The sequence below is a fragment of the Chryseobacterium sp. SN22 genome (assembly GCF_008329705.1).
GTDB lineage: Bacteria > Bacteroidota > Bacteroidia > Flavobacteriales > Weeksellaceae > Chryseobacterium.
This window is the reverse complement of sequence record NZ_VTSX01000001.1, coordinates 84,162-107,556: the sequence shown is the minus strand read 5'-3', so window position 1 is coordinate 107,556 and position 23,395 is coordinate 84,162. Positions and strand designations below refer to the sequence as shown.

Here is a 23,395-nt window from a genome sequence, read left to right as displayed (position 1 = left end):
CAAAATTATATTGTTACGGTTTAATCGGCGTTTCCGGTTTTGCCGTTTCCTTCAGTTGTCTCCGCTGCTTACTGAATGAAACCATCAGGTAAAACAGGAAAGGGAGAATGAAAACGGAACCCAGCATCAAAGCCCATCCCAGAGCTGTAATGGTCTTAGGGGCAGCCAGATGTTCCAGGAGTGAAAGATGCTGTCCGTTTCCGAACAGGATGATGTTGGGGTTGTGCTGATAAGTAGCTGCCACGAGGATCATAATCACCTGGAATCCGGCCAGTGCACGTACCGCCAGCAGTTTCCCGGTATGCATGGATCTTAGGATCAGGAACAGGCAAATGGTTGCAAAAGTGGTTGCCATAATACCCAGGGGTTTCGAAAAGACCCACATCACAAGAGGGATCCCGGAAATATAGGACGTCACAAAAACCAGTATTCCGGTAATGACGACAAAGACCATGGTTTGCTTGGACTTCCTGATCATCAGCTTCAATTCCATACGGTCGCAGGTTTCCCTTAAGGCAAAAATGGAAGCCAGATAGGCACAAATCGATATGGTAAACAATCCGACGGCTGCACCGAACCAGTTCAGCCAGCTGAAAATATAAAGGTCCAGGAAATTATCGGCATCAGGCTGGATGGAGCGTGAAATTGTCGCGGCGGCAATCAGTCCTAGGAAAAACGGGGTCAGCAGACTGGAAAAATAAAAAATCTGCGTGTATACCTTCTGCCATTCGTCTTTTACGGCATCGTAATGCCGGAAGGTAAAAGAAGTTCCCCGTGCAATAATTCCGATCAGCATCAGGACCAGCGGAATGTGAAGGTAGGTAGAAAGGGTAGTATAGATTTCAGGAAATCCGACAAATAAAATCACCACGGCAATAATCAGCCACATGTGGTTGGCTTCCCAAACCGGCGCAATGGATTCGTACATAATCACCTGGGTTTTGGGGCGGTTCTTTTTCCTGGTCATCAGCTCCACAATGCCCGCACCGAAATCGGCACCGCCCAGAATAACGTACAGGCAGATCGACAACCAGAGAAAACCTATTACGACGTAAATCATGATTCTTTGCTTTTAGGGTTAAACTGAGGATCAGTAGGATCATATAATTTCGGCACCATTTTGATCTGACGGCTAAGCAGGAAGGCCATCAGGACGGAAAGTGAAGCGAAAACGGCTGTAAAAAAATAAAAGGAATACTGTATGCCCGGCATCGGCGTTACAGCATCTACGGTACGCATGACTCCATAAATGATCCACGGTTGCCGTCCGACTTCAGTTACCGTCCATCCTGCTTCAAGGGCAATATATCCGAAAGGAGTGGCTATTATAAATGTTTTCAGCAGCCAGCCTGCGGTAAGCCATTTCCTCTTGAAGAAGGTTGCATACAGGTAGACTGACCCGATAATAATCATGATCACCCCAAAAAAGATCATGGTCTGAAAAGCGTAATGCACTACCGCCACTGGCGGCCATTCATCTCTGGGGAAATCTTTCAATCCTTTTACTTCACTGTTGAAATCGCTGCTGACCAGGAAGCTCAGGAGCTTCGGGATTTTGATGGCGTATTTTATTTCTTCTTTCTTTTCATCAGGAATCCCCCCAATCACAAAGGCTGCTCCTTTTTCCGTTTCAAAATGGGCCTCCATGGCTGCAAGTTTGATCGGCTGTCGTTTCGCTACCGATTTCGCTGCCGTGTCACCGGTTAAAGGTGCTCCGAAAGCACCGATCAGGGCAAACCCTGCCGCAATTTTAAAAGCTTTGGTGTGAAATTCAATATTCTTTTTTCTTAAAACCAGAAAAGCATGAACGCCAGCCACTGCAAACCCTGTTGCACAGAAGGCAGCTACTGTCATATGCAGTGCCTGTGAAAACCAGGCATCATTAAACATGGCTTTGATCGGATCGATGTTGACGTATTGTCCGTTGATGTAATCGAATCCTGCAGGAGAATTCATCCAGGCGTTGGCGGCCACCACAAGGATCCCTGAAGCGAGTCCGCTTAACCCAACCAGAAAACCGCAGAACCAGTGGAACCATTTGTTGAAACGGTCCCAGCCGTAAAGGAAAAAGCCAATGGCAATAGCTTCGATGAAAAATGCAGTTCCTTCGAGCGAAAAAGGCATTCCGAAAATCGGCCCGGCGTGTTTCATAAACTGCGGCCAGAGCAGTCCGAGTTCGAAAGAAAGCATTGTTCCGGAAACGGCTCCCGTGGCAAAAAGGATGGCTACCCCTTTGCTCCAGGCTTTCGTTAATCCTTTGTATACTTCATCTTTTGTTTTCAGATACTTCCAGTGGGCAAAAGCCATCAGGAAAGGCATGACCATGCCGACGCAGGAAAAAATGATATGAAATCCCAGCGACATCGCCATCTGGGCACGGGCTGCAAGAAAGTCGTCCATGAATTCAATTTTTGGGTAATTAAAGGTACGCATAAATTAGAAAAGCGCCGTATGATTTACAACAGCAATCGTTCGGGAAATAGGTTTTAACTTTGATATTTTTTAAATGGGATAAGCTCTTTTTTTCTCTGGAAAATCCTCTGTTTTTTGATACATTTTAACTTTCACAACTCGAAAAAAATCACGATATTTGTAGGTCTCTGCATACAGCAGAAATTTTTAATATTTATATGAGTCAGAAACAATATACAGCGAGTAGTATTCAGGCATTGGAAGGAATGGAACACGTACGTATGCGTCCTTCAATGTACATTGGTGATGTGGGAGTAAGAGGTCTCCATCATTTGGTTTATGAAGTAGTAGATAACTCTATAGACGAGGCATTGGCAGGATACTGCGACACCATCTTCGTCAGCATTAAGGAAGGAAACGGAGTCGAAGTTAGCGATAACGGTAGAGGGATCCCGGTAGACTTCCACGAAAAAGAACAAAAATCCGCCCTTGAAGTTGTAATGACCAAAATCGGGGCCGGAGGTAAATTCGATAAAGATTCCTATAAAGTTTCCGGAGGTCTTCACGGAGTTGGGGTGTCGTGTGTGAATGCACTATCCAACCAGATGGTCACTACAGTTTATAGGGACGGAAATATATATCAACAGATTTATTCCAAAGGAAAAGCACAGACCGAAGTTGAAGAAATCGGGCACAGTGACAACAGGGGAACCAAGCAGTTTTTTCAGCCGGATGATACCATTTTCACCGAGCTTGTTTACAACTATGATACTTTGGCAAGCCGTTTAAGAGAGCTTTCTTATTTAAATAAAGGCATTACGATTACCCTGACCGACGAAAGGGAAAAGCTGGAAGACGGATCTTTCCGTTCGGAAGTTTTCCATTCCGAAGGAGGATTAAAGGAATTCGTTGCGTATATCGACGGAAACCGTGAGTCCATCATGGAAAATGTTATTTTCATGGAAGGCGAAAGAGACGATATTCCGGTAGAAGTAGCGATGCGTTACAATACTTCATTTACGGAAAACCTTCATTCCTATGTCAACAACATCAACACCCATGAAGGAGGAACTCACCTGGCCGGTTTCAGACGTGCTTTAACGAGAACGCTTAAGAAATATGCCGATGATCTTGGGCTTCCTGCAAAAGAGAAAGTGGAGATTACCGGTGATGATTTCCGTGAGGGATTAACAGCTGTAGTTTCCGTAAAAGTAATGGAACCACAGTTTGAAGGGCAAACCAAAACGAAATTAGGAAACTCCGAAGTTTCCGGTGCAGTAGATAAAATCGTAGGGGAAATGCTGACCAACTTTCTGGAAGAAAATCCTAATGAGGCGAAAATCATCGTACAGAAAGTGGTATTGGCAGCGAAAGCCAGACAGGCGGCGAAAAAAGCCCGTGAAATGGTGCAGCGAAAATCTCCGATGGGAGGCTCCGGACTGCCGGGTAAACTTTCAGACTGTTCCTCAAAAGATCCTGCAGAATCTGAAATCTTCCTGGTAGAGGGGGATTCCGCAGGTGGAACGGCAAAACAGGGTCGTGACCGATTTTTCCAGGCCATCCTTCCGTTAAGAGGTAAAATCCTGAACGTTGAGAAATCCATGCTCCATAAAGTATACGACAACGAAGAGATCAAGAACATCTATACTGCTTTGGGCGTATCCGTAGGTACGGAGGAAGACAGCAAAGCATTGAATATGGCGAAATTAAGGTATCATAAGATTGTTATCATGACCGATGCCGATATCGACGGTTCTCACATTTCTACCCTGATTCTGACGTTCTTCTTCAGATACATGAAGGAACTTATTGAGAACGGGTATATCTATATCGCTCAGCCGCCTTTGTATTTATTGAAGCGGGGAAATAAAAAGCAGTATGCCTACAATGAAAAAGAGCGTGAAGAATTTACTCTGGAAATGTCCCCGGACGGAAAAGGAGTAGAAGTTCAGCGTTACAAAGGTCTTGGGGAAATGAACCCGGAACAGCTTTGGGAAACTACCCTGAACCCTGAACACAGAATCCTTAAGCAGGTAACCATTGATAATGCTGTAGAAGCGGATAATGTTTTCTCCATGCTGATGGGAGACGAGGTTCCGCCAAGAAGGGAGTTTATCGAAAAAAATGCCAAGTATGCTAAAATTGATGCTTAATTGCATTTAATATAAATAAAAAAGACTTCATCACTGAAGTCTTTTTTTATTTATGTATGAATTATCGGTAATACCAAAAAAAAATATTTCATCACTTAACAGATTTTGTTATTTTTGCGATATTTTAATAGCCATGATGAAAATCTTTTGTATCGGAGCCCTTTCAATAGCCTCTTTGTATCACGCACAGGCGTTTCCTGTTTCTGCCATTCCTGAAAATCTTAAAAAAAATGCGGATGCCGTTATCAGGAAAGATTTTACCACCATTCAGATCAACCGGATCGATGATGTCAGGTACCAGTTTTATACGGTAACGACTGTTCTTACCAAAGACGGTGATGATAATGCGCTGGTTTTCATTCCGTACGATAAAAGCAACAGCATTTCGGATGTAAAGGTCAATATCTATGATGAATCAGGTAAAAAAATCAAATCATTTTCGAAATCGGATTTCGGGGATTTTGCCAATAACAACCAGGGTACCTTTTATTCGGATAACCGGGTAATGGCATTGTCGTATACGCCGACCCAATATCCTTATACTGTTGAGTTTGCTTACCAGATGGGTGATCGAAATACGGTTTTTATGCCGGATTTTATTCCTTTCAGATCCAACAGTGTTTCTTTGGAAGAAGCGCAGATGAAGATCATCAATAAATCCGGAATTGAGCTTAAAACCAAAATCTATCCTTCCGCCTATAATTTTGCTTCAGTAATTGAAAGCGAAAACACAGGCGAAAAAATATATACCTATAAAAATATTCCGGCGATTGAAGACGCCTTTTTATCGCCACAGCCGGTAAAAATCCTTCCGAAAGTAAGCTTTGCCCTGACAAAGTTTAACCTTGAAGGCAAGCAGGGAAGCATCAACAGCTGGGGCGATTTCGGTTCCTGGTATTACAATAGCATCCTGCAGCCGGTTTCTTTATCGACTCCTGCCATCAAAGCGGAAGTTGCCGCATTGAACCTTCAGGGAACCACGGAAGAAAAAGTGAAAAAGCTGTATCAGTACATGCAGGCCAAAACGCGATATATTTTCGTGGCATTGGGAATCGGGGGATGGCAGCCGATGCTTCCGGATGAAGTGCAGAAAAAAGGATACGGCGACTGTAAAGGTTTAACCAATTATATGAAAACATTGCTGGATGAAGCGGGGATTCCATCGTATTATTCGGTAATCAATTCCAGCTCTTCGCCGGTTTCCTTTGATAAGGACTTTCCAAAAATGGGTGGAAATCACGTTATCCTGATGGTTCCTACAGAAAAGGGAAATATCTGGCTGGAAAACACTTCCCAGCAGATGGCATACAATCATTTAAGCTACAATACAACGGACCGCAATGTACTTTCTATCCGTAAAAACGGGATTGAACTGATTGATACTCCGGTATATTCAGCGGAGCAAAGCCGAGAAAAGCAGCTTCTGAAAATAAAGCTGAATGAAGACAACAGCATTTCCGGCGAAGGAAATTTTGCCTATACGGGAATCCAGTACGATAATAACCTGGTCTTATCCACTATGTCACCCAAGGAAAGAAATGAAGCGCTGAAGAGTCTTCTCAGCATCCTGCATTTTGAAAAAATTGAACTGAAGAATTTCCTGAATGATAAAGACAATGCCGTTGCCAAATTCGATCTCGATTTCAAAGCAAACAATTATTCCAAAAATGCAGGAAGCAGTATCATCTTCAGAGCGGTGCCGATTTATTCCGATAATGTATATAAAACGGATGAAAAAAGAGCGCTGCCATTCGAACTGAGGCAGTCTTTCGAAGATGAATACGAGATCAGCTTTGCCCTTCCTGAAAACTATAAGGTAGAGGAACTGCCTGAAAACGTTACTTTAAATTCCGAATTCGGAACCTATAAGCTCAGCTTTGTGAAAAACGGGGAAGAGCTGAAGGTAAGCCGGACGATCAGGATCAATAAAGGCCTGTACCCGAAAGAGAAGTACAATGACTACATCAGTTTCAGAAAAAAAACGATTAACATTGACAATTCAAAAATTTTAATTTCTAAAATTTAACATGAGAACATTATTTCTAATGGCTGCCTGCTCAATGAACTTTATGTTTATTGATGCACAAAAACATGCCTTTCTTGAACCTCCGAAGTTTAACGATGCGGATTTATCCCGGCAGAAATCGACGCTGGACGAAAATGCCCCCGCGGAAATTTTATACAAATCATTACATTTCAGTATTGATACCAACACCGGGAATCTGGTGAAACAGGCTTTTTACAGAGTTAAAATCTATGATAAGGATAAGGCAGAAGAATGGCTGAATCTTGAAATTCCTTTATTACAGAGAGGAAGCGACCAGGAAACCATTTCGAAAATAAAAGCGTTTACCTACAACCTTGAAAACGGGACTTCCGTTGCTACAAAAGTTGACAAAAGCTCAAAGTATAAAAGTAAGGAAAGCAAATATTTTTCAGTTACCAAATTTGCGTTCCCTAATGTGAAGAATGGTTCGGTTATCGAATACCAGTATGAAGTCAATTCGCCGTTTTTATTCGTCATCCCCGAGATTATGATCGAAACGGATACGCCTTCGTTATATACCGAATATGTACTGGACAGCCCTTCCAATATTTCCTACAGCGTAAATTATACGGGTTCCCTGAATCCGAAGTACCGCGAAGTGGAAGAAAGGACCATGTACGGAACGAACTACAGAACCTACCGCTTCGGATATGAAAACTTAAAAGGCTTTAAGACTGAAAAATTCGTAAGCAACGATGATAATTACCGGACAAAAATCAGTGCTGAGCTGCATTCCACCAATTTCAGGGAGCTGAAGCTCTATTCTTCTTCCTGGGAGCAGATTAAGGAAAGGCTGTATGAAAATGAAGATTTCGGCGCCGAACTGAAGAAAACCAAGCTGGCAAAGGAAAATATGCCGGCGGGGATTTCCGGTATTACCGATGAAATCGGTAAGGCTAACGCTATTTTTAATTATGTTAAAAATACCTTTACCTGGAACAAAGACCGGGGATTATATGTGGAAGACGGGATCAAAAAAATGATTGAAACCAAAACCGGAAATGCGGCGGAAATCAATCTTTTCCTGGTGATGCTGCTTCGTGAAGCGGGAATTAAGGCAGATCCGCTTACCATTTCTACGGTAAACCACGGGCTCATCAATATGGCGTCACCCAATGTAAACAACATGAATTTTGTGATTGCAGCCATCCAGACCAAAGACGGGTTTCATTTATATGACGCTACCTCAAAACAGTCTTCGATCGATCAGCTGCCGCCGAGAGACTGGAACCAGTATGGAATTCTGATTTCAAAAGATAAGGTGCAGCAGCTGTCTATGGTGAATGCGAAGACCAGTTTTACCTACCTTACGGCAGAAGCCAAAATCAATACCGACGGAAGCGTTTCGGGAACCTACTCGGATAAGGATACCGGGACCTACGCGATGTTTGCAAAGGAAAATTATGACGACAATGCCGATAAATATAAAAAGCAGTACAAAGAAAATTTTGCGATCGATTTTACGGATATCGATTCCAAAGTGATGGAAAATGGCGATTTTGAAAGCACGATGAAGTTTTCTTCCGATAATCTGATAGACCGCATCGGGAAGAAAATGATCATCAATCCGATGCTGTTTTTAAACAAAAATTCAAATGAATTCGACCAGAATGAAGAACGGAAGTACCTGATTGATTTCATTTCGCCCTTTACCCGAATAAAAAAGATCGTATTTGAAATCCCTGAAGGCTATGCCGTTGAGGAAATGCCGAAGAGCAAAAAGATCGTAACGGATGATAAGGAAATTGAATACAGTTATATGGTGGAGCAGAAAGGAAATAAAATTGAAGTGGTTTCCACGACGAAAATCCTGAGCCCGAATTATCCTAAAGAATACTATCCTGCCTTCAAGCAGATCTGGGGCGTGGCCTCCAAGCAGGAAAATCAGGTTATCAGCCTGGTAAAAAAATCCTAAAAACGGTAAATTCCAAAATATATAAAAAACCATTCAGTTTTTGAATGGTTTTTGCATATAAGAAGGAAAATAAGAATTATGAAAAATACGATCGCCGTGCTGGCCCTTTCTTCCTTACTGGCGGTTTCGGCCTGTAAAAAAACAGAAAATAACAATACTGTTACCGGTGTTACAGAAAATCCAAGTACGGAAAGGTTTACCGTAGATTCAGTGAAGATAAACGATTCTATAAAGCTGAATGATTCCCTTACCGTTAAATATTCCTCAAAAATGCTGGTTTTTCCAACCCTCAAGGATAAAAAATTACTGGACAGCATTTACTTTACCGGGAAAGGCATCAGCGATTTTTCTAAAAACGGCCTGCAGAATTACCTTCAGAAAAGTAAGAATGAATATTTCAACCAGATCAGAAAAGACTCCAGAGAATGGGGTTCCGATCTTACTTTTGCCCAGGAATGGTATTCCGATACCGGGATGAATGTAAAATCGAACACCAATGATTACCTGCATATCGAATACGTCTGGGGATCCTATGAAGGCGGTGCCCATGACAATTATGGCTTTTCGGAAAGGGTTTTCGACCTGAAAAACAATAAGAAAGTAGAACTGAAAGACATCACTTCGATGCCTGTAACCAATCTGGAAGCACTGCTGATGAAAAATATCAATAAAATCAACAGCGGAACCACCGATAATAAGGGACAAGTGAACAATTCCGAAATGCTGCTGGTGGATAAGATCCCGGCAACAGAAAATTTCTATTTTGATGAAAAAAACCTGTATTTCCACTATAGCCCGTACGAAATTGCCGCTTTTGCAGCAGGCGACATCACGATTCCCGTATCGTGGGCCGATCTGAAAGGAACGCTGAATTCTGAATTTGCGAAAAGAATGAAAATTAACTAATATTAATGCTTCCGGATCAGGAAGCATTTTTTATTTTTGCATCAATGGAAAAAGCAGCCTTCATCATCAATCCTTTTTCGGCAAAAAAAAATTACAAGCCGTTTCTTAATCAACTGAAATCGAAGGTGAAAGATCCTTTGTATTTTATTTCAGATTCTATTGCAGGAACCGATGAATTTATCCGGAACCATTTCGGAACGGTTGATCTGTTTGTGGCGATCGGAGGGGACGGAACCATTTCCACGGTAGCGAAAAACCTGATCGGTACCGAAAAGATTCTGGGTATTTTTCCGGCAGGTTCAGGAAACGGTTTTTCCAATGAAACGCAGTTCAGCAAAAACCTGGATGAGCTGTTGAAGAAAATCGATGCCGGAAAATCCAGAAAGATCGATACTTTCACAGTGAATGACCGGCTTTCCATCAATGTGTCCGGTACCGGCTTCGACGGTAAAGTGGTCAAAGAGTTTGAAAAAACCACCAGGGGTTTTAAAAATTATGTTAAGGTTTCGCTCCGGACCTTTTTAAGCTATAAGCCCATTAAACTGAAATTCTTTGATGAAGCATATAAGCAGTACGACGGGAAATATTTAATGGTGAATATTGCCAACACCCGACAGTTCGGCAACAACGCTTATATTGCACCGCACGCAAGCAAAAGTGACGGGCTGGTGGATATGGTGCTGGTGAAAAAGTTTCCGCTTACCTATTCTCCGCTTTTCGCTTTCAGGATGTTTACCAAAAAGCTGAAAGAAGACGATTACATCACCTATCTGCCTGTTTCGGAAATAGAATTTAAGGTCAATACCAAAAACTGGCACCTGGACGGGGAGTTCAATAAAATAAAGTCTCCCATTCATGTAAAAGTGCAGCCTGCGAGCCTGAATATCCTGATCTGAGATTATAGGGTCTGATGAAGGGCAATGCGGTTTCCTTCGCTGTCTTCAAATTCTGCGACTGCAAAACCATGTTTTTCATTAACGGTTTTAGGATAAAGGATTTTTCCTCTTTTCTCCAGAACTTTTTCTAATGTGAGATCAATATCTTGAGTCCTGAAATAAAGGATAATACCCTTTTGAGAGGGCTGGTAGACGTCGCCTTTAGCCAGTGCCCCGGAAATCCCGCTGCTGGTTTCTTCAAACGGGAACAGCAGCATTTCATAATCATCAATGATTTCTTTTTCAAACCTGAAGCCGAATACATGGCTGTAAAACTTCTGGGCCCTTTCCAGGTCTGTAACAGGAATTTCAAAGTAGACCACCGGATTGTTTTCCTTCATTATCTTACGGGTGTTTTGTGTACAGGACATAAGCAGGATACAAGTCACGTATAACAGCTTCCTGGTATATTGAATCATTTCAACAGTATTAATTAAACCTCCAGCTTTTCCTCTATCTTATGAGGATTATTAAGGCAATACTGCAGCTGCTCCTTATCCAGCTGCTTTTCCCAATTGGCGACCACAACCGTTGCTACGGAATTTCCGATGACGTTCGTTAAAGCGCGGCATTCACTCATAAATTTATCAATTCCAAGGATGAGGGTCATGCCTGCAATTGGAATTTCGGGAACGACGGCCAGGGTGGCAGCTAAGGTGACGAATCCTGCTCCGGTAACCCCGGCAGCTCCTTTGGAACTCAGCATGGCGACCAAAAGCAGCATGATCTGTTTTTCGATCGGCAGGTGAATATTTAAAGCCTGCGCAATGAACAGGGAAGCTAAAGTCATATAAATATTGGTGCCGTCAAGGTTAAAAGAATATCCGGTCGGGACTACCAGTCCGACGATGGCTCTCGAACAACCTGCCTTTTCCAGCTTTTCCATCATCCCCGGAAGAGCGGACTCCGAAGAGCTGGTTCCCAGTACCAGCAGCAATTCCTCCTTCAGATAATACATCAGCTTGAAGATGCTGAAACCGTTGTACCAGGCCACTGCGCCTAGTATCAAAACCACAAACAGAGCAGAGGTGACATAAAATGTACCAACCAGAAAGATGAGGTTTAAAACAGAATGGAGCCCGTATTTCCCGATGGTAAAAGCCATTGCTCCGAAGGCTCCGATCGGTGCCAGCTTCATCAGCATATGCACGATTTTAAATACCGGAGCGGAAAGGTCCTGCAGGAACTCCGTTACTTTACGGCTTTTTTCCTGAGCCAGCACCAAGGCAACACCCGTTAAAACAGCGACCAAAAGCACCTGGAGTATATTTTCCCCGACCAGCGGACTAAAAAGGGTTTCCGGGATAATATTCATGATGAAGCCTGTCAGGGTAGATTCATGAGCCTTCTGTTGGTATTGTGAAACGTCGCCAGAAAGGGTAGACGGATCGATGTTTAAACCCTGTCCCGGCTGCAGGATATTTCCAACGACTAATCCGATAATCAGCGCCAAAGTGGAAAAGGTAAGAAAATAGATCATGGCCTTTACAGCAATCCTGCCTACTTTCTTAAGATCCGTCATGTGGGCAATTCCCAAAGTAAGGGTAATGAAAATCACAGGGGCAATAATCATTTTGACCAGTTTGATGAACCCGTCGCCCAAAGGCTTCATCTTTTCGCCCAGTTCGGGATAAAATCTTCCGAGAAGAATACCCGCTACAATGGCCACAATTACCTGAAAATAGAGCTGCCCGTAAAATTTTTTTGCTTTCAATGAGTCTGAATTTAATCCTGAAAAATAAGAAAATTTACGGGACTAATGATAAAAGTCATGAAATATTTGAGTCTGTAAAAAGGTATGGTCTCAGCAAGAAGGGATTAAAATCACTCTGCCTGATACCTTGGGTGATCAAAAGTTCAAAAATTATTGATTTTACTCCGGAAGCTGAATTTAATTAAAATGACATAGCATTACTGAAGATAAATCAGTAGCAATCATTCCACGGCTACCGAATCATCACCGCGGCCGTCTGCTACGGCATGGATATTCCCGTTGTCATCCAGCAGAATCATTTCCGTTCTTCCAATCTGGTTCCACCTTTCGGTTTTGTAGCCCAGTTTTTCCAATTCCATAATCGTGCTTTCAGGGAAATTCTTCTCAAAAGCAACGGTTTCAGGAAGCCATTGGTGATGAAATTTTGGAGCGTTAACGGAGATATTTGCATTTAATCTAAAATCGATAACATCCACAACCGACTGGTACACGGAGGTCGGAATGGTTGTACCTCCCGGGGTTCCGACCACCATGTACGGTTTCCCGTTTTTGAGGACGATGGTAGGCGTCATGGATGACAGCATTCTCTTGTTCGGCTGAATGGAATTGGCTTCACCGCCTACCGCACCGAACATATTCGGAACACCGGGTTTAACCGAGAAATCATCCATTTCGTTATTCAGAAAAAATCCGGCGCCGGAAACCACTACTTTGCTACCGTATAAACCGTTTAGGGTAGTAGTAACTGCAGCAGCATTTCCTTCTTTGTCGATCACGGAAATGTGGGTCGTCTCCATAGATTCTTTGGGCTGAATAACTATTTTCCCTACTTCAGAGCTTGGGGTAGCTTTATCAAAGCTGAAGCTTTTCCACCGGTTTTTCAGGTACTCATCGGAAATCAGGTATAAAGTTTTATCCCGGATAAAATCCGGATCACCCATATATTCGGCCCGGTCGGCAAACGCTCTTCTTTCAGCTTCCACCATAATCTGTACTGCCTTTGTATCGTTCTGCTGGTATTTTTCCAGATTTTCGAAGCTTGCCATTTTCAGCATCTGGGCCAGCAGGATTCCGCCGCTGGAAGGCAAAGGCATCGAAACGATACGGCTTCCTTTATAGTCGAACTCCAGGGCTTTTCTTTCCGCTGCTTTATAGTTCTTCAGATCTTCCAGGGTAATAATGCCGTTTCCTCTTTTCATTTCCGCTACTAGGAGTTCCGCGGTTTTGCCCTGATAAAAACCTTTAAGGCCATCTTTCTGAATTAATTTCAGGGTTTCGGCCAGCTCTTTCTGTACCAGGATATCGCCTGCTTTCCAGGGAGCTGTTTTTATAAAGGCATTTGTAGACGAATTATACTTCTGAAAATGGGCTTTGTTAGAGTTTAGAAGAGCTGCTTCCTGTTGGGTAACGGCAAAGCCTTTTTCAGCAAGGTCAATGGCCGGCTGAATCAGCTGGCTCATCGGAAGCCTGCCGTATTTTGAGGTGGCAAAAAATCCGGACACGCTTCCGGGTATGCCGACAGCCAGTCTTCCGTTCTGTGAAAGATCCGTATCGGCTTTTCCGTTTTTATCGACATACATATCATGCGTTGCTTTCCGTGGAGCCGTTTCCCGGTAATCGATGGTGAATTTTTCACCGGTGTTTTTTACTCCAACCAAGAATCCGCCGCCGCCGATATTTCCGGCCTGCGGATAAACTACCGCCAACGCATATTGTGTGGCAACAACTGCGTCATAAGCGTTTCCTCCCGATTTCAGGATTTTTGCCCCGGCTTCACTGGCCAGCGGATGCGCAGAAACTACGACGCCTCTGTTCTTTACCTTCACTTCCTTTATAATGCTGATGTCGGTATATTGTGCTGATAATGTGGCAGAAAACAGAATAATTGAAAAGAAGATCTTTTGCATTTGCAGATTTTGTAACCTAAATTACAATTTTGTTTTAAGATAGGGCTTAAAATATCTATTTTTGTTTTTGATCAACTTAATATAATTAAAATGGAATCCCACACGGAAAGAATACTGATTACAGGTGCTTTAGGACAGATCGGCACCGAGCTTACCAACCGACTCGTTAAAATTTACGGAGCAGACAATGTTGTGGCTTCAGGGCTGGACCGATGGCAGAAGGGAATTACTGCTGCCGGCTATTACGAAAGAATGGATGTTACCAATACCCAGCTGGTAAGACAGATCGTAAAAGATTATGAGATTACAACAGTGTATCATTTGGCCTCATTATTGTCGGGTACTTCAGAAAAGCAGCCTGTTTTTGCCTGGAAACTGAATCTGGAACCCCTGCTTCATTTTTGCGAAATGGCTAAAGAAGGGCTGATCCGGAAGATCTTCTGGCCAAGCTCCATCGCAGTATTCGGAAAAGGAATTCCTAAGGAAAATGTAGGACAGGATGTGGTCCTTAATCCTACCACCGTTTACGGGATTTCTAAAATGGCAGGTGAGAAGTGGTGCGAATATTATTTTGACAAGCATGGGGTAGACGTAAGAAGCATCCGTTATCCGGGACTGATTTCATGGAAAACACCGGCTGGCGGAGGAACTACCGATTATGCCGTGGAAATTTTCTACGAAGCCATCGAAGAAGGAAAATATACAAGCTTTATTTCCGAAAACACCGGAATGCCGATGCTGTATATGGATGATGCCATTGATGCCACCTTACAGTTAATGGACGCCCCGAAAGAAAACCTGACGGTACGTTCATCGTATAATTTGGGTGGTATGTCCTTTACCCCAAAAGAATTGGCAGAAGAAATCAAGAAGGAGATTCCGGAATTCGAGATCGATTACAAGCCGGATTTCAGACAGGCCATCGCCGATTCGTGGCCGGCTTCCATTGATGATTCAGTTGCTAAAAAAGACTGGGGACTTACCTACAGTTTCGGGATTTCTGAAATGACAAAAGACATGATCAGCAATCTTAAAGTAAAATTAAGCAAAGGTTAAATTGTATTAAGTTTAACTTTAAATAAAATCTATTTTAACATCTGATACATAACTTGCTATCTAATTTATCTAAAATTTAATTTAATGGTATTATTTACTTTTAACGTTGAGAATATTGAAGCATGTACAAAGAAAAATGCTGATATTTCCGGTGAAGAAAGGACTCAGGTTACCACGGCCAATACCAAAGCTATTCTCAGGATTTTAGATATTCATGATGTAAAGGCAAGCTTTTTTATTGAAGTTTCCATTGCTGAAAAATTAGATAATCTTATAAAAGCAATTTCATCCAAAGGGCATGAAATTGCTTTTTACAATAAAAATTCCACGCTTCAGGAAATCGAAGAAGCAAAAAAACGGACCGAGGAATTACTGGAAAAACAGATTAAGGGAATCCGGCAGAAAGACCATAAGCTGCCACAGGAAGAACTGAAGATGCTGGGTTTTGGTTACATTTCTAATATCGATCATGCCGATATCCTTTTTCCTTTCAAACGCCTGAAACGCAATACGGAAATCGTTGAAGAGAACGGATTAAGCATTGTCCCGGAAAGCATTTCCCCATACAGTCAGCTGCCGTACAACGATTTTGTATTTCAGGTACTGCCGATGAAGTATTATAAGAATATGGTATTTGAAACCCTGAAGAAAGATGATTTCGTATTGATTTATCTTAATTCCTGGCAGTTTACCGACTTCAGCAAATACCGTTTTGACATTCCTCTGTACAGAAAGTGGAATTCAGGGAAGAAGATCGAAGACAAGCTCGATAAGCTTCTGTGCTGGATCGATGAGAACGAAATGGCTACTGCAAGAATGAAAGATTATATTTTTTAATTCAAAATTCAAATTCAGGATTTAAAGTTATACATAATGAGCAACCTTAAACCCCGAATCTTAAAATTTAAATCTGAATGTGTTACGCCAATTCAAACAGCGTGATTTCCGGCAGGACACCCACTCTTCCGGGATAGCCCAAAACACCGAAACCTCTGTTCACATACAGCATTTTGCCTTCGCTTTCATACAGATCTGCCCACTTCGGATATCTATACTGGACCGGTGACCACTTGATATTTTTCAGATCCAGGCCGAACTGCATGCCGTGTGTATGTCCGGAAAGCGTCAGATGTACATTTCCAGGATGTTTTTTTACGACGTAATCAAAATGGGTAGGGTCATGGCTCATCAGGATCTTTACTGCCGATTCGGGCACATCTTTCAGGGCATCGTCCAGTCTGCCGAATTGCGGGAAAGGTTTCAGTCCCCAGTTTTCAACCCCCAGAATATATATTTTCTCACCGTTTTTCTCAATAATCCGGTGTTCATTGCGAAGCATATCAAAGCCGGCCTGTCTTTCGTAATCGATCAGCGTGTCCAGGTTTTTCTTTTTGGCATCCAGGGAAGCCCAGGTTACATAATCTGCATAATCGTGGTTCCCTAAAACGGCAAATTTCCCGTCTTTCGCTTTGATCTTTGAAAACAGCGGGATAAAAGGCTTGAATTCATCCGCCACGTTATTTACCATGTCTCCGGTAAATAATACAAGATCGGGGTTCTGTTCGTTGATCAGGTGAATGGCATGTTCCAGTTTGCTTGGATCTGAAAAGCTTCCGCTGTGCACATCTGAAATCTGTATGATTTTATAACCTCTAAAACTTTTCGGAAGGTTAGCAAAATTGATTCTGACTCTTCTTACTTTATGCCGGTACTTCCCGAACGTAATTCCGTCGATGAAAAGCGCGGAAAGCACACCGCCCAGGCCTAATCCCAATAAGCTTAGGAATTTTCTTCTTTCAGGGAAAAAATTCTCAGAAGATCGCGTTAGTCCGATCAGGTAACTTCCGGTTCTGAAGATGTCATCAATCAGCAAAAACAGAACGATGAAAATTTTAGGAAGGATGAAGACCAGGAAGACGGAAATCATGATCTGCGCGCGCATCATGCTTCTTTCACCTTTATTGAAATGAGCCATTTCGTACGCGAAGAATCCGTAGATCGCTAAAGAAACGATTCCGTATCCGATTTTAATCCACGAATTATCGGTTAAAGTTCTTATAGCCTGGTAAATATAGACTTCCAATAACAGGAAGACGGCTGCAATAATTAAAAAATTTCTCTGCATAATCAGGTTTAAAAAAAGCACAAAGAATAATTTCCCTTGTGCTTTCTATTTTTTTATATTATATATTTTTTAAGGAAATCTGTAAACGATAGCATTGATGTTCATTCCGGCACCAACCGAAGTCATCACGATGTTACCTTTTTCTTTAAACGATTGACCCTCCATTTTTCCTTTAATAATTAGATCAAACATGGTAGGAATCGTTGCTACGGATGAATTTCCGAAATCCTGGATCGTCATCGGGGAAATGGCGTGGTCATAGTCTTTCACATTATACAGTTTGTGAAGTCTTTCGATCATCGCATAATCCATTTTGGCATTGGCCTGGTGGATCAGGACCTTGTTGATGTCTTCCAGAGAAAGACCGGCATCCTCAATGGTTTCTTTAATCGCTGCAGGAACGTTTTTCAGAGCGTACTCATAGATTTTTCTCCCCTGCATCCTTACAAACAGCCGGGTCTGGTCGGATTCTTTATTGATGGACGGTCCATTGGCCAGGTAATCCAGCTCGATTCCGTTATCACAGATGGTATTATGGGCAATGATCCCTACATTTTCTTCATCGGTTGCTTTTACGACTACCGCTCCCGCTCCGTCTGCAAAGATCATCCGGTTCCTGTCGTACGGGTCGGTTACCCGGCTTAAGGTTTCAGCACCGATTACCAGAACGGTTTTGGCTACTTTGGCTTTGATTAGGTTATCAGCAAGAATCATCGCTTCCACCCATCCCGGACATCCGAAAAGCATATCGTAGGTAACGCATTTCCTGTTTTTGATACCCAGTTTATTCTTTACCCTTGCGGCCATGGTCGGCATAAAGTCTGCATACCCGTTTACGGTAACTTCACCGAAATTACTCGCATAAATGATATAATCCAGTTCTTCCTGATCGATGCCGGCGTCTTCAATGGCTATTTTTGAAGCTTCGTAACCGATTTGTGAGTTGGAGAGGTCGTCTTCAATAAACCTTCTGTTCTCAATTTCCGTGATTTCTACAAATTTTGCAATGGTCTCTTCAGCAGGTTTGTCGATTTTTACCCCGTCTTCAGTATAAAACTCTGAATCTAAGAAAAAATCCCTCCCGATAATTCTGCTGGGAAGGTAAGATCCTGAACCAATGATGATCGTATTCGGCATTCGTTTAAATGATTTTTTAAAGATGCAAAGTTAATAATTAATATTAATAACGGAGAATTAAAAATATTATTAAATTTGCAGAAATTGTACTTTACAATCCTATGAAAAATAATCCGTCCTTAAAAGGCTTACTTATTGCAGTTGTGGCGTTTATCGTTGCCTTTGGGATCTACTTCCTTTTTTTGGCCAAAAAGAACTATTACGTAGTAGACAATCCTACACCCGATACATTTTACTATAAAATAAACAACGGATCCGAAGGGATTATTGCCGGCGGCCAGACGGTTCCCATAGATCTGGATAAAGGGAAAAACTCCATAAAAGTTTTCGACCGGAATAAAAAGCTTCTTTTTGATTCCGCTTTTGAAGTGAGTAAAGTCCGCGGGCTGATCAATATCGCCCATCAGGATTATTATATCAATGATCAGTATTACGGATACAACCTGAAGAAAGATTCCTTACTTTTGGCACTGGATAAAACCATTATCGACGGAAAACCGTATTACGGAGGCGCAAGACGTTTCAGCAAACTGTACACGGATGACTTCTACTACAATGTGGATGAGGATTACGATAAACTCATTAAAAATATCCAGCAGGTAGAATCCAGATCGAAGATCTTCAGAAAACAGGATTACCTCAATTATTATAAAGAATATTACAAGTTTTAAGTTTTGACAAAAGATATTACCAAAATTACACCCTACAATTCTGACGCTACCAAGAAGAGTCAGGTAGAGGATATGTTCGACAATATTGCACCGAAGTACGATGTTCTGAATCGTGTGCTCTCCCTGAAAATTGATGTTTTATGGAGAAACACATTGGTGAAGTGGATGAAAAAGGATCAGCCTCAGGAAGTGCTGGATGTGGCTACCGGAACAGGAGATCTGGCCATCGCCATTGAAAAGGGAACGGGCTCCAGAGTGATTGGTTTGGATTTATCGCAACAAATGTTAAATGTTGGCGTTATTAAAATAAAAAAACTTAATTTAGACGGCAAAATTTCCATGCAAAAAGGGGATGCAGAGAATTTACCTTATGAGGACAATAGATTCGATGCCGTATCCGTTGCATTTGGAGTAAGGAATTTTGAAAACCTTACCAAAGGTTTGGCAGAGTTGAGAAGAGTAGTTAAAGATAACAAGAGTGTTTACATCCTCGAGTTTTCAAAAGTTGAAGGGGTTATGGGGCCATTGTATATGTTTTATTTCAAAAACATTTTACCTGCCATCGGCAGACTGGTTTCCAAAGATAATAGGGCATATACATACCTTCCGGATTCTGTAAACGCTTTTCCTTTCGGGGAAAAGATGAGACAAATTCTTTTAGATACAGGATTTAAAAAAGTTGAATATAAAAAACTAAGTTTGGGTATAGCCACAATTTATAAAGCAACAAAGTAACCCTATGAATAAATTTTTATTAAGAGCACTGGTTTTAGCGTCAGTAAATGTTGCCGTTTTAGCGAACGCGCAATTCAGAACCCGTAACAGAATGGATAAGCTGGAAGATTTCGACGAGCAGAAATTCAGCTGGGGTTTTTATCTGAACGGTAACAGGCTGGACTACCGTATCGTGCTGAATCCGAGATATGGGATGAATAATAATCAGAATCTTGTTTCATCCAAGGAAAGTTACAGTTTCGGTGCCGGTCTTATCGCCAAGTGGAGACTGAACGATTATCTGGATGTCCGATTAGAACCGGGGTTACAATTCGGCCAGAGACAGTTGACTTTTAATACACAGTCCAACGACCAGTATGCGGCAGGTACTTTAACCAACGATCCTTTCATTCCGTTCCCTCTGCAGGAAAAGGACAGGGTAAGGGAAATTAAAAGTACCTTGGTGGATGTGCCGGTTTTACTGGAATTCCACGGGCAGAGATGGTATAATTCCAGACCGTATGTTGCGGCAGGGGTAAACTATATTGTAAACCTGCAGTCCAACTCAAGCTCTACGGATGATAACCTTCAGCAGGTGTTCCGTTCCACCACGCACAATTTTGCATGGTCTGCCGAAATGGGGATCCAGTTTTACTTTAACAAGTTTAAGCTGACGCCGGCGGTAAGAGGTACCTTTATCATGAACAACGAAATCGTGGCGGATAATGCAACAACACCTCCGTACTGGACGTCTGCAATGTCTACCTTACAGACAAGAGCCATATTCTTCGTTCTGAAATTTGAATAAGAATAATCTTAAAATACATAAAGGAGATGCGATTTTGCGTCTCCTTTTTTGTTTTACGTCAAAATATAGACCGTTTTATTTTTGTTAGTATTAATATTTTGTTATTTTTGCTAATAGTTAGAATATACGAAAACCTGAAATGCTTCAAGATTTAGAAAACCATTTTTCAGAATTAGAGAAAAAGATTTTACAATTACAGAAAAGTTATAAAAATCTTACTGAAGAATTTTCCGAACTGAATGTTGAGCATGGAGAACTGAAGAAGAAATATGATGAGGAAAGAAGAAAAAATCAGGTATTAGCAGAAGAACAAAAAAACATAAAATTGTATTCGGCAATATCCGGAAATCCTGAACACAACAAGTTGATGAAAAACCACATCAACCGATTGGTAAAAGAAATAGATTTCTGTATTGCCCAGCTTCAAAACAGTGGATTATAATGGAAGTAAGAAGAATAACCATTAACATTGCCGGAAGGGTATATCCGCTGAATGTACCGGCAGCAGAAGAAGAGACGCTGCGTAAAGTCGGGAAGCAAATTGAAAATATGATTAAGGATTTTGAACAGAATTTCGATGTGAGAGACAAACAGGACGCTTTGGCCATGTGTGCCCTGAAACTGGGAACCAATGCCGAAGTGGTGTCTATGAACTACGATAAAACAATACAATCGACCAACGAAAGATTATCAAAAATCAATCAATCGTTGAATGAAACAGGGAAATAGATTTTTTTTCCCGGCCAACTGCCTACAATGATTCTAACACATTAAAGGTAAACTCAACGCTAAACAATTACCGAACAAATGTCCACTGAATGGCGCGCCGGTTCTCCGGATTACAGACAATGGAAATCAGTTCAAATCGTGTTGATTAGGAGTTTACTCTCAATCTTTGAATTGTTGTGGGCTTTTTTTATGCAAAATTGAGGACAATTAAAACTTATATATAGATATGACAATAACAGCCATAATAGTCGGCGTAATTTGCCTGGTCATCGGTGCAGTGGTAGGAATACTTTTTTCCAAAAGCTCACTGAATACCAAAGCAAAATTTATTATAGATGATGCAAAGAAAAATGCGGAAAACCTGGTAGAAAAAGCTACCGTACAGGCAGAATCCATAAAGAAAGAAAAAAACATCCAGGCGAAGGAAAAATTCCTGGAGCTGAAATCCCAGCATGATGCCGACATCCAGTCCCGCGAAAAGAAAATGCAGGAAGTGGAGAAAAGGATCAAGGATAAAGAGCACAAGCTGAACGACGAGCTCAGCAAAGCCGGAAAGCTTGAAAAAGACTTAGACAGGCAGATTGCCGATTATGCGAAAAAGGCAGAGATCCTGGAAAGAAAACAGCAGGAACTTGATGTGGCAACCGCAAAGAAAGTTGAAATTTTAGAAAAGATATCCAATTATTCTGCAGAAGAAGCTAAAGCCGAACTGGTAGAATCTTTGAAAGCAGAAGCTAAAACTAGAGCTCAGGCGCATGTTCAGAGCATCATGGAAGAAGCTCAGCTTAACGCAAAAAGCGAGGCGAGAAAAATCGTGATCCAGACCATCCAAAGGATCGGGACAGAACAGGCGATTGAAAACTCCGTATCGGTGTTCAACATCGAGTCTGATGAAGTGAAAGGTCGAATCATCGGTAGGGAAGGTAGAAACATCCGTGCTCTGGAAGCTGTTACCGGTGTAGAAATCATTGTTGATGATACTCCTGAAGCTATCCTTCTTTCATGTTTCGATCCGGTAAGAAGAGAAATCGCCAGATTGTCCCTTCACCGGTTGGTAACGGACGGAAGAATCCACCCTGCAAGAATCGAAGAAGTAGTAGAGAAAACAAGAAAGCAGATCGAAGAGGAGATCATCGAAGTAGGAAAAAGAACCATTATTGATCTTGGAATCCACGGATTACATCCGGAATTAATTAAGATCGTAGGCCGAATGAAATACCGTTCTTCTTACGGGCAGAACTTATTGCAGCACTCGAGGGAAGTAGCCAACATCGCTGCAACCATGGCAGCAGAATTGGGGCTTAACGTAAAATTAGCGAAAAGAGCAGGTCTTCTGCACGATATCGGTAAAGTTCCTGAGCAGGAATCCGAGCTTCCCCATGCTTTACTGGGAATGCAGTGGGCTGAAAAATACGGTGAAAACGCAGAGGTAATAAATGCCATCGGAGCACACCACGACGAAGTGGAAATGACTTCATTATTATCACCGATCATTCAGGTTGCCGATGCAATCTCCGGAGCAAGACCAGGTGCCAGAAGACAGGTACTTGAATCTTATATCCAGAGACTGAAAGACCTCGAATCTGCTGCATTAAGCTTTGACGGTGTATCTTCAGCATACGCAATCCAGGCGGGCAGAGAACTAAGAGTAATGGTAGAAAGCGGAAAAGTAAATGACGAAGTAGCTTCCCAGTTATCCTACGACATTTCCGAAAAGATCCAGAACGAGCTTACTTACCCCGGACAGGTAAAAGTAACCGTTATCCGGGAAACCAGAGCAGTGAACATTGCAAGATAAAATTATAATCAGAATATTGATAAAACCTTCCAAGAAATTGGAAGGTTTTTTGTTTTCGGGAACTGAAGCACACGTTAAATAGAAATGCAGTACTGCATCCGTTACCGGCTTTGTTCGGCGTTCATTCTCAATAGATGAACAATCTATTAAAAACGGTATAATATTAATAGAAATGGGCATTGTCATCCTGAGTCTGTCGAAGGAAGTCCAGTTATCCTATGATGTCCAATAATTAACTTTGGCCCTCATTATTTCAAGTTTCTTCGGGTAATGTCGATTTCAGCCATAATTATTATGTCGGACTTAATCCAAAGCTATTGATAATTAGATTAATGTTTTAAATATCAATAGATTAAATATATTAATTT

At 41.9% G+C, this 23,395-nt stretch carries 20 protein-coding genes; 13 read left to right on the top strand and 7 right to left on the bottom strand.

All coding sequences use genetic code 11. From position 1 onward, the window contains the following. Positions 1–13 precede the first annotated feature (13 nt). Entirely contained in the window at positions 14–1,060 is a 1,047-nt protein-coding gene (locus FY557_RS00480) for a cytochrome d ubiquinol oxidase subunit II (protein ID WP_149245337.1), read from the bottom strand. Beyond that, positions 1,057–2,400: a cytochrome ubiquinol oxidase subunit I gene (locus tag FY557_RS00475; RefSeq protein ID WP_149245336.1), complete on the bottom strand. Its 1,344-nt coding sequence runs from the start codon at positions 2,398–2,400 to the stop codon at positions 1,057–1,059. The genes FY557_RS00480 and FY557_RS00475 overlap by 4 nt, the downstream gene beginning before the upstream one ends. A 230-nt stretch (positions 2,401–2,630) precedes the next feature. Here FY557_RS00475 and gyrB point away from each other — a divergent pair, with 230 nt between their 5' ends. The 5 genes from gyrB to FY557_RS00450 all read left to right on the top strand — a co-directional run bounded on the left by gyrB (position 2,631) and on the right by FY557_RS00450 (position 10,329). After that, positions 2,631–4,565: a DNA topoisomerase (ATP-hydrolyzing) subunit B gene (gyrB, locus tag FY557_RS00470; protein WP_149245335.1), complete on the top strand. Its 1,935-nt coding sequence runs from the start codon at positions 2,631–2,633 to the stop codon at positions 4,563–4,565. 133 nt (positions 4,566–4,698) lie between these two features. Next, positions 4,699–6,591 (top strand): DUF3857 domain-containing protein, encoded by a 1,893-nt coding sequence (locus tag FY557_RS00465; RefSeq protein WP_149245334.1) that lies wholly within the window; start codon positions 4,699–4,701, stop codon positions 6,589–6,591. A gap of 1 nt (position 6,592) precedes the next feature. Next, positions 6,593–8,527 carry a transglutaminase-like domain-containing protein gene (locus tag FY557_RS00460; RefSeq protein WP_149245333.1) on the top strand — a complete coding sequence of 645 codons (1,935 nt, stop codon included), beginning with the start codon at positions 6,593–6,595 and terminating at the stop codon, positions 8,525–8,527. 78 nt (positions 8,528–8,605) lie between these two features. Further along, positions 8,606–9,433, top strand: coding sequence for an RsiV family protein (locus tag FY557_RS00455; RefSeq protein ID WP_149245332.1), 828 nt, complete (start codon positions 8,606–8,608; stop codon positions 9,431–9,433). A gap of 44 nt (positions 9,434–9,477) precedes the next feature. After that, positions 9,478–10,329 (top strand): diacylglycerol/lipid kinase family protein, encoded by an 852-nt coding sequence (locus tag FY557_RS00450; RefSeq protein WP_149245331.1) that lies wholly within the window; start codon positions 9,478–9,480, stop codon positions 10,327–10,329. 2 nt (positions 10,330–10,331) lie between these two features. Here FY557_RS00450 and FY557_RS00445 read toward each other — a convergent pair whose 3' ends face one another. The 3 genes from FY557_RS00445 to ggt form a co-directional block, all read right to left on the bottom strand. Further along, the gene (locus tag FY557_RS00445; RefSeq protein WP_149245330.1) at positions 10,332–10,709 is read right to left on the bottom strand and encodes a VOC family protein; all 378 of its coding nucleotides are present in this window, start codon (positions 10,707–10,709) and stop codon (positions 10,332–10,334) included. Positions 10,710–10,801: 92 nt separating this feature from the next. Then, on the bottom strand, positions 10,802–12,082 hold the full coding sequence (locus tag FY557_RS00440) for a dicarboxylate/amino acid:cation symporter (RefSeq protein ID WP_149245329.1): 1,281 nt from the start codon (positions 12,080–12,082) through the stop codon (positions 10,802–10,804). A 221-nt stretch (positions 12,083–12,303) separates the two neighbouring features. Beyond that, positions 12,304–13,989 (bottom strand): gamma-glutamyltransferase, encoded by a 1,686-nt coding sequence (gene ggt, locus FY557_RS00435; RefSeq protein WP_149245328.1) that lies wholly within the window; start codon positions 13,987–13,989, stop codon positions 12,304–12,306. Between the two features lie 90 nt (positions 13,990–14,079). Between ggt and FY557_RS00430 the strand changes: the two genes are divergently transcribed. Together FY557_RS00430 and FY557_RS00425 are read left to right on the top strand one after the other, a co-directional pair. Next, positions 14,080–15,045, top strand: coding sequence for an NAD-dependent epimerase/dehydratase family protein (locus FY557_RS00430; protein ID WP_149245327.1), 966 nt, complete (start codon positions 14,080–14,082; stop codon positions 15,043–15,045). 84 nt (positions 15,046–15,129) lie between these two features. Next, the gene (locus tag FY557_RS00425) at positions 15,130–15,882 is read left to right on the top strand and encodes a polysaccharide deacetylase family protein (RefSeq protein WP_149245326.1); all 753 of its coding nucleotides are present in this window, start codon (positions 15,130–15,132) and stop codon (positions 15,880–15,882) included. 82 nt (positions 15,883–15,964) lie between these two features. Here the strand turns inward: FY557_RS00425 and FY557_RS00420 are convergent, their stop codons facing one another. Continuing rightward, positions 15,965–17,170 carry a metallophosphoesterase gene (locus FY557_RS00420; protein ID WP_149245325.1) on the bottom strand — a complete coding sequence of 402 codons (1,206 nt, stop codon included), beginning with the start codon at positions 17,168–17,170 and terminating at the stop codon, positions 15,965–15,967. A gap of 69 nt (positions 17,171–17,239) precedes the next feature. After that, a complete protein-coding gene (locus FY557_RS00415) occupies positions 17,240–18,307 on the bottom strand; it encodes a 3-oxoacyl-ACP synthase III family protein (protein WP_149245324.1) in 1,068 nt (355 codons plus the stop codon). A gap of 101 nt (positions 18,308–18,408) precedes the next feature. Between FY557_RS00415 and FY557_RS00410 the strand changes: the two genes are divergently transcribed. From FY557_RS00410 to rny, 6 genes are all read left to right on the top strand, one after another. Next, positions 18,409–18,978, top strand: coding sequence for a hypothetical protein (locus tag FY557_RS00410; RefSeq protein ID WP_149245323.1), 570 nt, complete (start codon positions 18,409–18,411; stop codon positions 18,976–18,978). Positions 18,979–18,981: 3 nt separating this feature from the next. After that, complete coding sequence (ubiE, locus tag FY557_RS00405) at positions 18,982–19,713, top strand: bifunctional demethylmenaquinone methyltransferase/2-methoxy-6-polyprenyl-1,4-benzoquinol methylase UbiE (protein ID WP_149245322.1); 732 nt, start codon at positions 18,982–18,984, stop codon at positions 19,711–19,713. 4 nt (positions 19,714–19,717) lie between these two features. Then, positions 19,718–20,500 (top strand): porin family protein, encoded by a 783-nt coding sequence (locus FY557_RS00400; RefSeq protein ID WP_149245321.1) that lies wholly within the window; start codon positions 19,718–19,720, stop codon positions 20,498–20,500. A 139-nt stretch (positions 20,501–20,639) separates the two neighbouring features. Next, complete coding sequence (locus FY557_RS00395) at positions 20,640–20,942, top strand: V-type ATPase 116kDa subunit family protein (protein WP_149245320.1); 303 nt, start codon at positions 20,640–20,642, stop codon at positions 20,940–20,942. Further along, positions 20,942–21,229: a cell division protein ZapA gene (locus FY557_RS00390; RefSeq protein ID WP_149245319.1), complete on the top strand. Its 288-nt coding sequence runs from the start codon at positions 20,942–20,944 to the stop codon at positions 21,227–21,229. The genes FY557_RS00395 and FY557_RS00390 overlap by 1 nt, the downstream gene beginning before the upstream one ends. 226 nt (positions 21,230–21,455) lie before the next feature. Beyond that, the gene (gene rny / locus FY557_RS00385; protein WP_149245318.1) at positions 21,456–23,027 is read left to right on the top strand and encodes a ribonuclease Y; all 1,572 of its coding nucleotides are present in this window, start codon (positions 21,456–21,458) and stop codon (positions 23,025–23,027) included. Positions 23,028–23,395: the final 368 nt, after the last annotated feature.

Excerpts from the sequence above, each read along its gene's own strand:
- FY557_RS00465 (WP_149245334.1), top strand. The coding sequence starts at position 4,699 with ATGATGAAAATCTTTTGTATCGGAGCCCTTTCAATAGCCTCTTTGTAT.
- FY557_RS00425 (WP_149245326.1), top strand. The coding sequence starts at position 15,130 with ATGGTATTATTTACTTTTAACGTTGAGAATATTGAAGCATGTACAAAG.
- FY557_RS00445 (WP_149245330.1), bottom strand. The coding sequence starts at position 10,709 with ATGAAGGAAAACAATCCGGTGGTCTACTTTGAAATTCCTGTTACAGAC.
- FY557_RS00455 (WP_149245332.1), top strand. The coding sequence starts at position 8,606 with ATGAAAAATACGATCGCCGTGCTGGCCCTTTCTTCCTTACTGGCGGTT.
- ggt (WP_149245328.1), bottom strand. The coding sequence starts at position 13,989 with ATGCAAAAGATCTTCTTTTCAATTATTCTGTTTTCTGCCACATTATCA.
- FY557_RS00415 (WP_149245324.1), bottom strand. The coding sequence starts at position 18,307 with ATGCCGAATACGATCATCATTGGTTCAGGATCTTACCTTCCCAGCAGA.
- FY557_RS00410 (WP_149245323.1), top strand. The coding sequence starts at position 18,409 with ATGAAAAATAATCCGTCCTTAAAAGGCTTACTTATTGCAGTTGTGGCG.
- FY557_RS00480 (WP_149245337.1), bottom strand. The coding sequence starts at position 1,060 with ATGATTTACGTCGTAATAGGTTTTCTCTGGTTGTCGATCTGCCTGTAC.
- FY557_RS00400 (WP_149245321.1), top strand. The coding sequence starts at position 19,718 with ATGAATAAATTTTTATTAAGAGCACTGGTTTTAGCGTCAGTAAATGTT.
- FY557_RS00475 (WP_149245336.1), bottom strand. The coding sequence starts at position 2,400 with ATGGACGACTTTCTTGCAGCCCGTGCCCAGATGGCGATGTCGCTGGGA.
- FY557_RS00430 (WP_149245327.1), top strand. The coding sequence starts at position 14,080 with ATGGAATCCCACACGGAAAGAATACTGATTACAGGTGCTTTAGGACAG.
- FY557_RS00450 (WP_149245331.1), top strand. The coding sequence starts at position 9,478 with ATGGAAAAAGCAGCCTTCATCATCAATCCTTTTTCGGCAAAAAAAAAT.
- FY557_RS00420 (WP_149245325.1), bottom strand. The coding sequence starts at position 17,170 with ATGCAGAGAAATTTTTTAATTATTGCAGCCGTCTTCCTGTTATTGGAA.
- FY557_RS00390 (WP_149245319.1), top strand. The coding sequence starts at position 20,942 with ATGGAAGTAAGAAGAATAACCATTAACATTGCCGGAAGGGTATATCCG.
- FY557_RS00460 (WP_149245333.1), top strand. The coding sequence starts at position 6,593 with ATGAGAACATTATTTCTAATGGCTGCCTGCTCAATGAACTTTATGTTT.
- gyrB (WP_149245335.1), top strand. The coding sequence starts at position 2,631 with ATGAGTCAGAAACAATATACAGCGAGTAGTATTCAGGCATTGGAAGGA.
- rny (WP_149245318.1), top strand. The coding sequence starts at position 21,456 with ATGACAATAACAGCCATAATAGTCGGCGTAATTTGCCTGGTCATCGGT.
- FY557_RS00395 (WP_149245320.1), top strand. The coding sequence starts at position 20,640 with ATGCTTCAAGATTTAGAAAACCATTTTTCAGAATTAGAGAAAAAGATT.